At 31.1% G+C, this 14,019-nt stretch carries 18 protein-coding genes and 1 pseudogene; 2 read left to right on the top strand and 17 right to left on the bottom strand.

Annotated features, from left to right (window positions below; all coding sequences use genetic code 11):
* Positions 1–72: 72 nt before the first annotated feature.
* Complete coding sequence (locus CAB05_RS07085; protein ID WP_087999122.1) at positions 73–549, bottom strand: DUF6756 family protein; 477 nt, start codon at positions 547–549, stop codon at positions 73–75.
* 422 nt (positions 550–971) lie between these two features.
* On the opposite strand from CAB05_RS07085, the gene CAB05_RS07080 reads away from it, so the two are divergent.
* On the top strand, positions 972–1,547 hold the full coding sequence (locus tag CAB05_RS07080; RefSeq protein ID WP_087999121.1) for a hypothetical protein: 576 nt from the start codon (positions 972–974) through the stop codon (positions 1,545–1,547).
* A 164-nt stretch (positions 1,548–1,711) separates the two neighbouring features.
* Here CAB05_RS07080 and CAB05_RS07075 read toward each other — a convergent pair whose 3' ends face one another.
* From CAB05_RS07075 to CAB05_RS07060, 4 genes are all read right to left on the bottom strand, one after another.
* Complete coding sequence (locus CAB05_RS07075) at positions 1,712–2,320, bottom strand: pentapeptide repeat-containing protein (RefSeq protein WP_087999120.1); 609 nt, start codon at positions 2,318–2,320, stop codon at positions 1,712–1,714.
* Positions 2,321–2,485: 165 nt separating this feature from the next.
* Positions 2,486–3,196, bottom strand: coding sequence for a hypothetical protein (locus CAB05_RS07070; RefSeq protein ID WP_087999119.1), 711 nt, complete (start codon positions 3,194–3,196; stop codon positions 2,486–2,488).
* 166 nt (positions 3,197–3,362) lie between these two features.
* Positions 3,363–3,635, bottom strand: coding sequence for a hypothetical protein (locus CAB05_RS07065; RefSeq protein WP_087999118.1), 273 nt, complete (start codon positions 3,633–3,635; stop codon positions 3,363–3,365).
* A 276-nt stretch (positions 3,636–3,911) separates the two neighbouring features.
* Positions 3,912–5,276, bottom strand: coding sequence for an LVIVD repeat-containing protein (locus CAB05_RS07060; RefSeq protein ID WP_371870368.1), 1,365 nt, complete (start codon positions 5,274–5,276; stop codon positions 3,912–3,914).
* A gap of 498 nt (positions 5,277–5,774) precedes the next feature.
* Between CAB05_RS07060 and CAB05_RS07055 the strand changes: the two genes are divergently transcribed.
* A complete protein-coding gene (locus tag CAB05_RS07055; RefSeq protein WP_142283059.1) occupies positions 5,775–6,323 on the top strand; it encodes a hypothetical protein in 549 nt (182 codons plus the stop codon).
* 65 nt (positions 6,324–6,388) lie between these two features.
* Here CAB05_RS07055 and CAB05_RS07050 read toward each other — a convergent pair whose 3' ends face one another.
* The 12 genes and pseudogenes from CAB05_RS07050 to CAB05_RS06995 all read right to left on the bottom strand — a co-directional run bounded on the left by CAB05_RS07050 (position 6,389) and on the right by CAB05_RS06995 (position 13,956).
* On the bottom strand, positions 6,389–6,613 hold the full coding sequence (locus CAB05_RS07050) for a hypothetical protein (protein WP_087999115.1): 225 nt from the start codon (positions 6,611–6,613) through the stop codon (positions 6,389–6,391).
* Between the two features lie 183 nt (positions 6,614–6,796).
* On the bottom strand, positions 6,797–7,138 hold the full coding sequence (locus CAB05_RS07045) for a hypothetical protein (RefSeq protein WP_087999114.1): 342 nt from the start codon (positions 7,136–7,138) through the stop codon (positions 6,797–6,799).
* A 100-nt stretch (positions 7,139–7,238) separates the two neighbouring features.
* Positions 7,239–7,475, bottom strand: a complete 237-nt coding sequence (locus CAB05_RS07040; protein WP_087999113.1) for a hypothetical protein — start codon at positions 7,473–7,475, stop codon at positions 7,239–7,241.
* A 557-nt stretch (positions 7,476–8,032) separates the two neighbouring features.
* Positions 8,033–8,392: a DUF7674 family protein gene (locus CAB05_RS07035; RefSeq protein WP_096777891.1), complete on the bottom strand. Its 360-nt coding sequence runs from the start codon at positions 8,390–8,392 to the stop codon at positions 8,033–8,035.
* 923 nt (positions 8,393–9,315) lie between these two features.
* Positions 9,316–9,765 (bottom strand): hypothetical protein, encoded by a 450-nt coding sequence (locus CAB05_RS07025; RefSeq protein WP_087999111.1) that lies wholly within the window; start codon positions 9,763–9,765, stop codon positions 9,316–9,318.
* Between the two features lie 186 nt (positions 9,766–9,951).
* A complete protein-coding gene (locus tag CAB05_RS07020; RefSeq protein ID WP_087999110.1) occupies positions 9,952–10,431 on the bottom strand; it encodes an NUDIX domain-containing protein in 480 nt (159 codons plus the stop codon).
* Between the two features lie 173 nt (positions 10,432–10,604).
* Positions 10,605–10,778 carry a hypothetical protein gene (locus CAB05_RS22080; RefSeq protein WP_158093200.1) on the bottom strand — a complete coding sequence of 58 codons (174 nt, stop codon included), beginning with the start codon at positions 10,776–10,778 and terminating at the stop codon, positions 10,605–10,607.
* A gap of 218 nt (positions 10,779–10,996) precedes the next feature.
* Entirely contained in the window at positions 10,997–11,260 is a 264-nt protein-coding gene (locus tag CAB05_RS07015; protein ID WP_087999109.1) for a CPCC family cysteine-rich protein, read from the bottom strand.
* Between the two features lie 155 nt (positions 11,261–11,415).
* A complete protein-coding gene (locus CAB05_RS07010) occupies positions 11,416–12,138 on the bottom strand; it encodes a DUF4261 domain-containing protein (protein ID WP_087999108.1) in 723 nt (240 codons plus the stop codon).
* Positions 12,139–12,388: 250 nt separating this feature from the next.
* Complete coding sequence (locus CAB05_RS07005; protein ID WP_087999107.1) at positions 12,389–12,844, bottom strand: SMI1/KNR4 family protein; 456 nt, start codon at positions 12,842–12,844, stop codon at positions 12,389–12,391.
* 258 nt (positions 12,845–13,102) lie between these two features.
* Complete coding sequence (locus CAB05_RS07000) at positions 13,103–13,333, bottom strand: hypothetical protein (protein WP_087999106.1); 231 nt, start codon at positions 13,331–13,333, stop codon at positions 13,103–13,105.
* A 261-nt stretch (positions 13,334–13,594) separates the two neighbouring features.
* Positions 13,595–13,956, bottom strand: a pseudogene (locus CAB05_RS06995) (YciI family protein).
* Between the last annotated feature and the right edge of the window lie 63 nt (positions 13,957–14,019).

Here is a 14,019-nt window from a genome sequence, read left to right as displayed (position 1 = left end):
AAACCAAACTAATCGTTTACACAACAAAAGGACTGTTTAACAGTACTTTATGATATGCAACTAAAGCGCCAGTTAGTTTAATAAGCATAATTTCATTTTTCCAATAACCTTTTCTCCGACTCCACTAAGAATACCATGGTGATTTTCACAAATAAGCCAATCAAATTTCTTTGAAAAGATATAATACTCAAATGCAAAAGACTCTTCAATTACCTTTTGAATCATCTTTATGTTCCCCTCATAAATCCAGAATTTGGGCTTAGCACTATTTTCCTCTACCATAAAAAATATTTTTTCATTTTCATCAATTAACTTATGAAGATATTTATATGCATCATCATTTATGAAATGAAGGGAATAGCCATCATTTTTTAGAAATTGCCAATACCAAGATATTTGAGAAGTATAATGAGGCTTTTTAATAAAGGTCTGTTCAAAATTTTGTATGATATTTTCCCAATGATGTATTCCGACTTCACTTAGTAACTCTTTTGGAATCATATTTTCATTAAGTATAGAATTTATCTCTGTTCGCACAACATATTTCATTTATACACCTTCTTATTAAAAACCAGTTTCTTACAACAATACTTCTATTTTTCTTTTTTAATCCCTTCTTGTTCTTAACTATAAACAGCTAATAACTTGGGATTAAAATTAATATAAACGAAACATCTATAAACTAAGGTAAATCCATATCAAGACTTACAATATTATAATTATTGATTATCCCAAAAACTCCAACAAAATAAGCCACCGAAGTAGCCTTTAGTTTTTTCTCTATGCAAATGATTCCCTATTGTCAGTTTAGTATAGTAAAGAATGCTATACTAAGTGTTAATTAAGAATTATATATGTATTATATAGAATCTGATAAACTTTTAGTTAATCATAAATAAATCCTATCAAGTGGTAATAACATATAAAAAAATTTATATAGGTTTTTTAATTTTTAAAATAGAGGAGTAGTTATGAAGTTTAAATCAATATTATTTTACGCAGCACCATTTCTATTAACAGTAATTCTTATGCTCTTTAGCGGAATACCCGAAACTCTTGAATTTGTTACAGGTTGGTTATTCATTTCTATTTTTTGGTTTGGTATTCCAATAGTGTTGTTTTGTTTTCCTTACTGGTTTTATTTTATAATTGTTGGAAAATACTACTCTAAAAAACGTAGTCACACCATTCTAGCTCTTACTGGAACAATCATTTTGATAGTGTTATTTTTAATTTGTTCAGCTAAAGTTTACAAACCAATCGAAAATAAAATTTATTTTACGAAAGAAACAAAAATGACATTAACAAAGCGTTCGATAGCTCTTTTTGAAGAAAGAATGCATATAGAAGGTAAATTAATAGAAATTAATAAGACAAGTAGAATGGAAGGATGGAATGATGTTGAAGTTAGCGGTCTCGTAGAAGGTAGAGAACTTCAGATCATTATTAGTTCAAAAAATAAAGAAGATAAACGTACAATATCTTTTAATTATCTATATAAGAATGGTAAATGGTCACTAGAAAGTACCAAAGCACAAATTAACTAAAATAATATAAATCCTGTATCTATGATTACTTGAAAAAGATAGATACAGGATTTTTTGATATCAACTGTTCAACTAACGCGCCAGTTAGTTGCATAAGAATCAAACATAAATTTATGCTTCTTGAACCTGACACTTGATATCTATATTACTTACTAGTTTATCTCTTAATTATTTAAACTGTTATCCTTTAACCAATTCCTCGCTTCTTCACCTATTAGAATTACAGGTTGTTCTAATGTACCAATGTTAATACTTTTAATAAAAGCTTCTTCTATTCCTCGAATACCAGTTAATTTAGCTCCGTTTAATAATACCCCTTCAAAGGTAGCTAATCGTATATCAGCATTAATTAAAATCGTGTTACTAAAATCCGTCTTATCAAAAAGACCTGCTACTAAATTGGCATCTGATAAATCAGCTTTAACAAATACCGTTTTAATACATTCAGTATCTGCAAGTCTAGCATCTTTAATATTGGCATCTGTGAAGTCCACATATGAGATATTAGATTTACAGAAATCTGCACCTTCTAAATTTGCAGATATAAAAGTAGATGAACATAGTAAAGATGACGAGATATCCTTATGATTTAAATTCATTCCATCAAAAACACAAGCTGTAATATATGCTTGGTCTATTGGATATTGGGACAAATTAAAACCTCGCAAATCAATCTCATCTATACCAAGTTTTTCACCTTGTTCTCCTATGGTTTCAATCCAAAGACGGTGTGATTCTAATTTTAAGATAATCTCTTTTATATCATTATACATACCTAGCCCCCTTATGGATCCAAAAAAACTATATAGGCTATATTCTTTACATTATTTATCGGTTTCTTTAATTTCCAATTGAACTTTACTGCCACTTCTTCAACAAAAAAAGCTACAATTAAGCAGCTTTTTGTTAAACTAACGCATCCGTTAGTTGAATAAGAATCACGGCATCAGTATCTTGGGATAATCTCTTGCAGTCCCATTAAATTTGCTTACACCAAATAATTCGTGTGCCTTTTTTTCCAAATCAGCTATTGTTGGATCAAAGGGATTTTCTGTTAATTGAGTTAAAATTCCCATATTACTACATTCCTTTATTTTTTTCCAAGGAAAATCATAAAATGAATTACCGCTATTTAAGTAGTCTACAAAAACTGTAGAAAAGTAGTTAACCCAAAAGATACCTGGTATTCTTTCTTTCAATGTTCCTGTTATATGTTGCCTATCCTCAGCCTCTTGTTCAGTGACATAGCCATAGGTAGCTTCAAAACAGTTTACTAATTCTTCAAACAATGGCAATATATCGTTCTTTCTTTGACTAAATATTTTTTTGTTCAAGTATATAGTTATATGGTTCAGCCTTAACTCAGTCGGGTGCAACCACCAATGAGTATCAAACCAAAATCCTTTACTCTTTCCAAGAACACCGCCTGCTTTTCCAATCATTTTGTCGGTTTCAACATCATAAATGCCAGGTTCTTCTTTTGTCCACATACTAATCGCATCATTAATTGTAAATGGTTTTTTTACTGGTTCGAATAACCCTATTTTTTCTATTTCAAACCCTCTTTCGTTCATTAAATCGAAAAATCTTTTAGCGTATTTTTCAGCACCAATATGTTTATTTGAATAAATGCATATAAAAATTCCCACCGCAGCCTCCCCATTATCAATGAGCCATTTCCGTTATTCTGTTACTATTTCTATATTCAAATAAAAATCCCTTCTGCAACTAAACTGCCAGTTAGCACAATAAAAATGAACTACCGAAGTAGCCCAATATTGTTCAACTAAAGCGCCAGTTAGTTGAACAAACTAACTAACGAATTGTTAAGCTATAAAGGTTTCCAACTATCATTAGTGCAGTAGAACAACTAACAATTATAGAACTGTAAAGACTTGTTTTAGCTTTCTTTTTCAACTCTTCAACATTACTACCCCTAAAATGTACATAATTTTTGGATTGCTGAATCGCTAGTACACTAAAAACCATTGGTGAGGACCACTCTTTGTATTCTGTAAACATTAGAAAAAATCCTAGCAATAATAAAGTAATTGAATAAAAAATTTCAAATTCACTAGCCTTCCTCATCGTTTCCCCCCCGTTCATTTTACTCAACTAACGCGCCAGTTAGTTGAATATGGAATTAATAATTTTATACCTAAATGTATTTAGGATCTTTAACTAAAGCATGTTTCCTATAACTTATTAAAGCCTTATTTAATAACTAGTTGGTGAATTTCAATACAAATCTTATTTAGCTGATAGTATATGCAGAAAAGTAAGATGGCAATTGCAAACAAACAGATTAAATGAATAGAAAAAAGACTGCCGAAGCAGCCTTCTTGATCTTAAACTAATGCACTCTTAATACTCTAATGCTGGTGATGGGTGCCCTCCGTTTTTTTGCAAAACCTTTAATCCAGATCCAATGTCGGATGCCAAAATATAGTTCCGGTCTACAAAAACTCCCCAAATATTAGCTCTGCTTGGGATATACACTCCAGTTTGTTGTGGTGAAGAAGGGTCGGTGATATCGACTGTTCTAACTCCACCAGAATAATGTGAAAGATACAATGTATTTCCATGCACCTTTGGATCGTGGACAGTGGCCCCATTAGGAATCGTTTCGGTAAATTCCGTCCTAAATGTGCTTAATAACTTTGGATTGGTTTTATCTTTAATATCATAAATCATTGTATATCCATAAGCAGATTCGAATCCATCTCTTGTTGGGCCGAATATTTCCCTCGTCTCAACAAGGACAGTTCCACCTTTTGCAAGATCCATGGAATGTGCTGCTCCTTGGACATCAGTAGCAAAGTCTGTTCTTCCGAGATATACTGGATTTTTTGCATCACTTATATCTAGCATGATGGTTCCTAAATCCCAATAAGAAAGGAAAGCTGTTTTTCCTGTTTCATCTGTTTTTACACTATGAGCAAATGCGACACGTTGTACTCCTTCCTCATCTGTCCAATTGTAACCATCATAATTTTCATCACTGACTTCAGGTATGTAGTCACGGGGATTAAACTCATAAATGGTATCCGGATTAGTAGGGTTGGATACATCAACAATGGAAACATCCATTTTTTTACCATGTGAGTAATAGTTAGCATAGCAATCAGCTGTCAGAACATAAACATTATCTCCTTGAACGGTTAAATACAGCTCATGGGTACCCCTTGCTCCAGATGAAGAGGATTCCCAAAAACCGAGCTTTTTAGGTTCACGTGGATTTGTTACATCGTATAGCACAAAACCGCCTTGTGAATTTGGATCTTTTTGATCCATCTTTTGGACACTTACAGCTGCCAAATCTCCTTTAAAGTGTTTCGTGTTTACCGTTTTGACAATTACTTTTTCTTGCCAAGTACCTTGAATATCAGCGAAGGCTGAAACTTCAACAGGGTTAGAAGGATCCTTCATATCAAAAACTCTGACGCCTCCTCCTCCGCCATTAGCTCGGTGCGTTCCTAAATAGGCAAAGCCTTTATGGGCATATACATCTCCTGTTGAGTTTTTTACACCTTCTCGGATTTCTTTCAATGGAACAGCAGCAACTTCCCTGAGATTACCAGTATTCTTACTACCTTCAAGCAATGGGACAGCCAATTCCACACCAGCAAGGTTATCGCCTTTTTCAACTCCTCCCCCAATTTCATCATGGGCTAAAACGGAAGCTCCTCCTCCTGAAAATACTAATGCTCCTGCCAAAGCAGTTGTCACAAAAATTCTTCTTTTCAGTGTAATTCCTCCCTATCAAATAATTTAAATAACCAATTGTGTACAAGTATCTTGGTATCACATTATAACTGTCTGAAAGAAAATTTCGAGACTGTTAAATATGTGTAATAAAAATAATATAGAATATTCTGTTATTTTTATATACACCGGATTTCCTAATTTTCCTACATAAAAATACAATCCCATCTTCATGCTTAATAACTAGAAAATTATGGAAAACATGAGGTTTACACTATAACTAACTTGTTTATTCCTAGGTCTTTTAACAATCGTAAAGACTATATCAATAGGCACCTTTCTTAAACCTTCTTGAAACATATTAATGTAAAAAGTACAGAACTAATGAAGAAATAATGCAGATTTATATTAATTTTGGATCGTCCAATTTATTCGTTTCTGAACCTACTTACACCTAAAAAGTTCAAATTGTTCTATAATGGATAAAAATGGAAGTTTGTAGTTATGAATGGAGTGGAGAATTTGCGAAAAGTAAATCGAATCGTTTTATGTGTTTTAATGGTAAATTTATTATTATCGGGATGTTCTTCAGAAAGTCGAGAAGAAGTAATGAAAGAAGTTAAATCAACAGATTTATCTAATGAAAACATTCAAGGTATTGAATTAGGTATGTCTATAAATGATGAAAGTTTTATCGAAAATTATGGTCCATTCTCTGCTCTCCCTGACAATAAACAATATACCTCAACAAGGAATTACGACCAATATTGGAATGAACATATTATTATGAGCGTTGATAGAGCTAATAGTGAAATTTTACAAATTGGTACACTTGATAAAAACGATAATTTTTCAACAGTTAAGGGAATTAAAAATGGATCAACTATTGAAGATGTAATTTCAACATATGGAGAGAATTACTATAAATATGAAGACAAAGAGCAATCTATTAATGTAATTGGATATGTAGATCGTCAAGATAATATTGACCTTGCATTTACATACATTAATGATGAAGTAATAAGTGTTAGTTTAAGCTATGCTTTTGAAAGATTGAAATGGAAAAAGTAATTTAAAGTCAAGAAATTCACCTAAAGGAAGACTTTTAAGCAAGATCATACTTTAAGAATATGTATTTATAATTTCAAAAAGCCGTAATCGTAGGATATTTCTTCATTATGACCATCATTTTTCTTTACTACTCCAATCTTAGAAGGCTCTTCGTTTAAAGAGATAAAGTAATGAAAGCTACTTGGTAATCTAAATAGGCCTTTTTTTGTATCCTTTTTACTTGATATATATAACCATTCTCCTTTATTAGCGAAACAGTTAAGAGCCTCTTCATTAATCGCTAATAACATTTTTTCATATTATTTCATGGTGTACCTCACTAATAGAATAAAATTATTATACCTATTTTAAACAACCTTCGTGCAATTAAACTGTTATTTACTTAATTAAAAACGAGTTACCATAAGTAACTCGATATCTTCAACTAACGCGCCAGTTAGTTGCATAACTAATTTCTTCAAATCAAACAATTACTAGCGGATGTCTCCTTCTTCAACCATTAACATTAATAATTCAAGCTTTTCTATAATTTCATCCTTATCTTTCGAATTAATTGATTCTAGAGGCTTTTCCCATTCATAATTCTTGATTAATTCTATTCCAAAATTACCATTAGGATCACCTTCTGGGTACCACCCTAAATCAATTAGTATATTTCTACTCTTATAAATTGCTTGGAATAAACTTTCAGTAAAAATCATGAACCACTCTTCATCTTGTTTTATATTTGAAGGGTCTATTTCTAAAAATGTATTATATGTTACTTCCCAACCAGACGGTATTCTTAATGGTTGAAGTTTTAGTTTGTTCTTCAAATTTTGTCTCCTTGGTTATCTATTTTATGTAGATGTCTTTCGATTACTATTCCTATTCAACTAAAGCGCCAGTTAGTTTCATTAGTGGTGGTTTTTGTTATTATATCTTTTTAACATAAATATCATATTGCGTATTATCATTAAAACGATCACTGCGAGCATTTACTGGTAATTCTACCTTATATTTTACACCTTCACTTTTTAGTTTAGAGATGAACTTAAAGTAGTCTTCGTAACCGTATGCTGTATATATTAATTCCCATTTTCTATTTAGAATTATTTGAGTTATCGAAATGAGACCTATAAATAAAAATATCAAAGTAGCCCCTACCCACATAGTTAGCCCTCCATATTCATTGATCCATATATCTCATTATATTCTCTGCAATAATTAAGGATACCTTTGTTCGAATTACTTATAAAATTACATTAATAAATCATAAAGCAACCTATCACTGGTTTCCAAGGGTTGTTCAACTAACGCCCCAGTTAGTTATATAAGGAATTTATTAATCCTTAAAAGGTGCTATTGTTTTTATAAAAAGAATAAGAAAAATTATACTTAATAATAGCAAGGTGATAAAAATTACATATGAAAAAAGATTGTCAAAAAAGTTACCTCGCGAAATTAGATTTGTTAATCTCCAAATGGAGAAAATAAGATTTACTAAGCAAAAAAAAGCTCCTAAAATATCTTTCTTCATTAATATCCCTTTCTTAATATACGTAACTTATCTCGTATTCCGTAGTTTGTTTTCAAATATTCCTTATTGGTTGATTTTTTTAATAATATTATAACATTTCTAATTCAATTGACCTGCCTAATACATAAATAAAAAAGCAGCCATTGGCTGCTTTTAATTCAACTAACGCGCCAGTTAGTTGAATAAGGTTTTAATATCTACCCAAAGCTTTTTCATACTCATTTGAAGCTTGCTTTGTATGAAATCTCATATACTTATATGCAATATTTAGTATTTTCTTTGAATCACCTAAACGAGCAAGTATAGTTACACTTAGTAAATCTTTTATATCGATATCGCCATCTATTGCCATTAATTCAAAGAAATCAAATAATTCTTGTAATAGAAAATTATCCTGATCCTCATTTATGAGTTTAATAAAGTGTTCATTACATTCACCAAAAAATACATGATTTAATATCTCACCATTAAATTCAATGTGTTCTTGTAAAACTATATTGTATTCTTTAAATTGATTAACAAATATATAAGCTAAATTTTTATATTCCATTTTAATTGCAACTCCTGAAAATCTTCTATTGAACTAACGCGCCAGTTAGTTGCATAAGAAATTAAAGTGAAATTAAGTTTTATAGAAATATCACGCTATACAGAAACCCAAGAAAACCTACATAAAAAAGCATCGACCAGGGTTCTAACGGTTCAAAAAAGAATCCAAAGATCATTCCCATTCTATCATTTATCTTTTTCGTTTCTTTTAGTTCTTTATATAATAATCTAAGTGGAATTATTATACATATTAAACTAATGACCAGTGCTAAAATTTTCATAACATACTCCTGAATACACTTCTTTATTCCTGAATTCATTAATTCTACTATTGAACTAACACGCCAGTTAGTTGAAAAAGAACAGTTTAAATTTATAACTTTTCCGTTTCTATATTTTGCAAAGAATTAATTATTGTATCCAAAATAAGTTGTTTTAGATTTGATACACGTATGGTGGAATTTAAACTAAATACACAATCAAACATAAGCCAGTTATAACTGAAATAATAATTCCAACTGTAAAATTCTTTTTTAATCCATGTTTTTTAGAATGAAAAATTGAAATAAAACTTATTAAGAACGATAGTAATAACATTACAAAATATACTGTTTCCATTTTCGTAGGAACGCCCCTTATTAAAATTTATGCTTTCTATCAATCACAATGAAAAGAGCATAATTAATCTATTCATTAGCTTATCATCTATCTATATTTGAGGATAGATTACTATTGAACTAATCTGCCATATAACAAAATAGAGAGTGATCGAATTATGATCATCCTCTATTTATTGTTTAACTAACGCGCCAGTTAGTTGAATAAGATACTTAAAAAAATTCTGACGAACCAGCCATTTCATCGATTTTATACCGATTTGTATGGAAACATTCTAATGGATAGTCTTTAAGTCCAGGCAATGTATTATATGTCTGTGTTGGAAGAGGTTCGGTTGACCAATGTAATGGTTGGAGGCTCCTGAGATATTACATCAATAATGTGGTTTAGTGCCACAATGCCATAGTGCTTGAATGGTCCTGGATAGCTATCTGAAGCAATGGTGCTTACTTCTACAAAATCTAAATATCTTGACTTGGAATAAATACAAAAGGTATTTCCCTCAAAAACTTCATATTCATCCATTACAGTAAAACCTTCGTTTCTAACAGAGTATGCAATATACCAATCAAACTCAATTCGAAGAATTGGGAGAGTTTCGTCTGTATCAATGGTTTGATAATTTTTAATAGCACTTTCCATCGTTTCATTGACTTTACATCGATCAATATCAAGTATTAATGCGTTATCTTGAGGCTCAAATATAGAATTCAAATAGATATCACCTTGAAAAGTCATCAGTTCGTCATAATCCATATAAACACCCCTATTTTATTAACATCTTATTTACTTATTTGGCTAATAACACAAAAACTATAATTTCTTTTTTACTTGATATTATATCACTCCTTGTTCAACTACACTGCCAAATAGTGAAATAGGAGCTGATCTCTCAGCTCGATAGTTTTGTTCAACTAACTCGCCAGTTAGTTCAATAAGAATTTATTTTAAAACGTATTCTTCTAACGAATGTTCTTCAATTATTTCGATATTTTTTTTGTTTTCTGCATAATCAATTATGTGTTTTCGAATGTTAGGATACAATACTACATTATTTAATTCAGATAATGGTACCCACTTAACACCAGTTTGGTTCGAGTCGGGGTTTTTAGGCATCTTTGGAATAAAACCATCTTTTAATTTGCATTCAAACATTAGTTGTAATGAATTTGTCTTTCCATATTTATTTGCATTTAAATGAGGAGAATACTCGTATACAAAAGCTAACGAACCTACTTCTACATCAATTGAGGCTTCTTCTTTTGCTTCTCTTCGAGCTGCTTCTAAAATTGTTTCATTTGGATTAACTCCACCCCCTGGCAAATTATAATGCAATCCATTTTCATCATTATATTCAATTAAGAGAATTGAATTATTTTCTAAAATAACGGCCCCTGCTCTTACTCTAATATGATATGTCAAGTTTCTCTCCAATCTTGTAAAATTATTTCAAACTATTATACACCTGTTTACTACTTTTACTTTTAAATTATTCTCGCAGTTAGAACATAAAAAGGACTACAGAAGTAGTCCAGCATTGTACAACTAACGCGCCAGTTAGTTGAATAAGTAGAATTAAAATCGTTTTATGTTAACTAAGATTTATCCCATTTATTTGTTATTTTTATTCCTATCCATATTAATGTACCAATTATTAATCCGAAATTTAGTTGAGTAACTGTATCTTTATCTGCAATTTCACCTAAATTTAGTGTAACTAGCATATAAATAATCGCAAAAACAATAGAAAAACCAAATGTTTGAAACATAAATTTGTCTCCCCTAATTTTCATCTTTTTTGCTTCATATAACTTATATATTCTTTAATCTTCTCTTAATTCCTTGTTTAACTCTCCTGCCAGTTAGTATAATAAAAAGGCCCTAAAACAGACTTTATTATTCAACTAAAGCGCCAGTTAGTTGTATAAGTCTATTAAAATTTGTACCTTTAATTAATAACATATGCATGTTTGGTAACACATTTATATTAATCTAAAGGTTTCCAATTTTTATCTTTTTCATATTTTGTTAATGGCGGAATATGTGAAGGAAATAATGTTTTAGAGGCTCTGCCTATTTCAATAAAATTCTTTTGAGCTTCTACTAGTGTTTCTTGATTAGCACCTCTACTTGTATAAGGCTTATCCTCCTGGATGTCATCGTCCATCCACATACAGACTTGACATGATTCATATTCATTCCGCTCCGTTAATGATTTATACCCACAACACGGACAAGTATGCTTTTTCATGTATTACTCCTATTAATAATATTTTTATCTTTATATTTTATCATTTCTTACAACTAAACTGTCATTAGTACAAAAAAAAAATCGACTATACAGCCGATCATTTTGTTCAACTAAAGCGCCAGTTAGTTACATAAGAAATATATTAATTATTTTATTTATATTGGCTTTAATTCTAACAATCCAAATGGGTTATAAAACAAATCCACTTCATCATATCTAAAATCATTAACTGCGGTTATCTTTAATACAGGTGTATCTTCGCCGACACTAAATGTTTCTCCATTATTAAAAGTGGGATTCTCAACTATATTATAGAGATTAAAATTATTTAAAATGTCGGCTGCTTCTTCAGGGTCAATAGTAGACGAAATTACAACGTCTGGAAGACCAAATGCCTTCATACCACATGAGAAATAACACTCATTTTCCCCAATGAGAGTGACAAAATGTGAATAGAGAGGAAATATATCTTTATTCGAATGAAGTTCGTTCCAATCCTCTTTTGTGTAAGCAACACCAGAAGACTCAATTTTAACTGCTAATCCGCCTGCTTTTAATAAGCCAACCCCTACATCTACAACCTCTTTCACATCCTCTATACTTTTTGCATCTGCAATTATATAAATGGTAAAGGTATGGTGTTCAATATTATCTAGTAAAGTATGTTGAAAAGTATCTCTACTTGCATATATAAATGCTTCCTTTAGATTTGGATCATGATCATAGACTTCAACTTGAAATCCAATGTTTTTTTGTGAGTTATGAATGATATTACCAGCCATCAAATAACCTTCACTTTTAGAAACAACTGACTGAATTATTTCAGTTCTATTCTTCCAATTACCAGGAATTCCAATAATAATTTGAGTTTCTAACATAAATATGTGACCCCTTTTAAGTTTAATATGTATGTGGATTAATCATAATAATTCATTTGCTTAATTCTATGCACCATATGATTAGTGTTTATTTTTATATTTAGTTTATCATTTCTTATCCAACTAATCTGCGAAATACTTAAATAAAAAAGCAGCCAATTGGCTGCTCTTAATCTTCAACTAACGCATCCGTTAGTTCAATAAGGAAAACCGACATAATGTCAGTTTCATTCATTAATACGGTAAAGATCTATTGGTTATTTGCTGTGATCCTTTTCTTTAAAAATTCGATAAAATCATCTGCATATTTTTTATTATTGTTTAAGGAATAGATTGGTATTTCGTTCTCATCTTCTTCTAAACTTATTGATAGATCAAAATAAAAAATATCATCACTTGATTCACATATTACAACTTTATCATCATCGAAATATTTGTTTTTCTTATTTAATTCATACATATACACTATATCTCCACCAACAACGGTATCAAAATCTTGTTCATAAATGCTAAATATCTCCTCACCAAAGATTTCTCCCCCGCTATAGTTACTTAACCACCATTTGTATGAATTTGGGAGATTAAAACCCAAACGATCTTCCGCTTTTATTATCCATTCTTCTGAAATTCCATCTCCGTAGTCTGCAAAATCAACTGAATTCCCAGCTTCAGCTATTATTCTTTTTATATCCTCGTACTTATTCATTTCATCCTCCTGTTATTACCCTATAAATCGAAGACTCAATTATTATTTTGTTTTAGTATAATATCGCAGACCTAGAACAACAATCTAATACTTGTAAAGTTAAACAGCCAAATTCCTAAATAAAATAGCAGCTCATGGCTGCTATTGATCTTCAACTAACGCGCCAGTTAGTTACATAAGAATATTGATCTCCTTATAATACTAAATGGAGCGTTTCCTACGAATTTTGACGGATTACCGAAAGTGCAATTGGGTATATCAATTTAAATATGGAAGTAGGTCTTGAAGCGGTATCTTAATATAGTTTGATAGACCTCCATCTTCTTCTTGAACATACAGTCTAACATCTAAACCTTCTATACGGTCTACAATTGTATAAGAACCTTTATATTTAATTTCTGTACCATAAAGACCAATTTTCAACTCTTCCAACTCTTTGTGCTTACTTAATATTTTTTCAGCCAAAGCTACTTTGGATTTTTCTGTCATAATTTATTCTCCTTCTTCTCCCCTTATATCGGTCTTTAATTAATTTATAAATCAGTATTAGTGTTTATAGTTGTTAAATTTAGTTATACAAGCGGTGGACTTTATAGAACTAACGCGCCAGTTAGTTTAAGTAGAATACTTCACAGACAACAGGATCCCTAGCCGTAATTCTTATTGATTTAAATCTTTAATTGCTAGCTTTATGTATGATTAGAATCACTTCTTTTGAATCCTTGATAATCCAATGTTTAGCATATCGGTCTATTCGAATACTTGGCGAAGCTCAATCTGTCCTTCTCCAAGACCATGTGGATCTGGCGCGCGCATCGCCCATTTGATGGCTTCCTCACGAGATTCCACATTTATGAACAGTATCCTGCAATCAACTCATTGACTTCAGGGAATGGCCCCTCTGTAATGGTCGGCGGTTCTCCAGGAACAGGGTAAGTAATACGAATACCGTTAGAGCTTGGATGGAGTCCACCAACTGACACCAGAACTCCGGCTTTCTTCAGTTCTTCATTATATTTCTTCATCGCAGCAAACATCAGATCCATTTGCTCACTTGGCATTGTCCCTGCTTCAGAATCCTTTGAAGCCTTTACAACCATCATAAATTTCATAAGTAACTCCTCCTTAGGTTATGGCTTTCTACGGTTAATCTTTTCTTTAACATTGTTCAACTA

It is taken from the genome of Gottfriedia solisilvae (assembly GCF_002128405.1).
GTDB classification, from domain to species: domain Bacteria; phylum Bacillota; class Bacilli; order Bacillales; family Bacillaceae_G; genus Gottfriedia; species Gottfriedia solisilvae.
Note: the sequence above shows the minus strand (reverse complement) of the source record. Positions and strands in the feature narration are given on the sequence as shown.

Coding starts and splice junctions, on each gene's coding strand:
- CAB05_RS07085 (WP_087999122.1), bottom strand. CDS start 549: ATGAAATATGTTGTGCGAACAGAGATAAATTCTATACTTAATGAAAAT.
- CAB05_RS07080 (WP_087999121.1), top strand. CDS start 972: ATGAAGTTTAAATCAATATTATTTTACGCAGCACCATTTCTATTAACA.
- CAB05_RS07075 (WP_087999120.1), bottom strand. CDS start 2,320: ATGTATAATGATATAAAAGAGATTATCTTAAAATTAGAATCACACCGT.
- CAB05_RS07065 (WP_087999118.1), bottom strand. CDS start 3,635: ATGAGGAAGGCTAGTGAATTTGAAATTTTTTATTCAATTACTTTATTA.
- CAB05_RS07050 (WP_087999115.1), bottom strand. CDS start 6,613: ATGTTATTAGCGATTAATGAAGAGGCTCTTAACTGTTTCGCTAATAAA.
- CAB05_RS07040 (WP_087999113.1), bottom strand. CDS start 7,475: ATGTGGGTAGGGGCTACTTTGATATTTTTATTTATAGGTCTCATTTCG.
- CAB05_RS07035 (WP_096777891.1), bottom strand. CDS start 8,392: ATGGAATATAAAAATTTAGCTTATATATTTGTTAATCAATTTAAAGAA.
- CAB05_RS07025 (WP_087999111.1), bottom strand. CDS start 9,765: ATGGATTATGACGAACTGATGACTTTTCAAGGTGATATCTATTTGAAT.
- CAB05_RS22080 (WP_158093200.1), bottom strand. CDS start 10,778: ATGTTTCAAACATTTGGTTTTTCTATTGTTTTTGCGATTATTTATATG.
- CAB05_RS07015 (WP_087999109.1), bottom strand. CDS start 11,260: ATGAAAAAGCATACTTGTCCGTGTTGTGGGTATAAATCATTAACGGAG.
- CAB05_RS07010 (WP_087999108.1), bottom strand. CDS start 12,138: ATGTTAGAAACTCAAATTATTATTGGAATTCCTGGTAATTGGAAGAAT.
- CAB05_RS07005 (WP_087999107.1), bottom strand. CDS start 12,844: ATGAATAAGTACGAGGATATAAAAAGAATAATAGCTGAAGCTGGGAAT.
- CAB05_RS07000 (WP_087999106.1), bottom strand. CDS start 13,333: ATGACAGAAAAATCCAAAGTAGCTTTGGCTGAAAAAATATTAAGTAAG.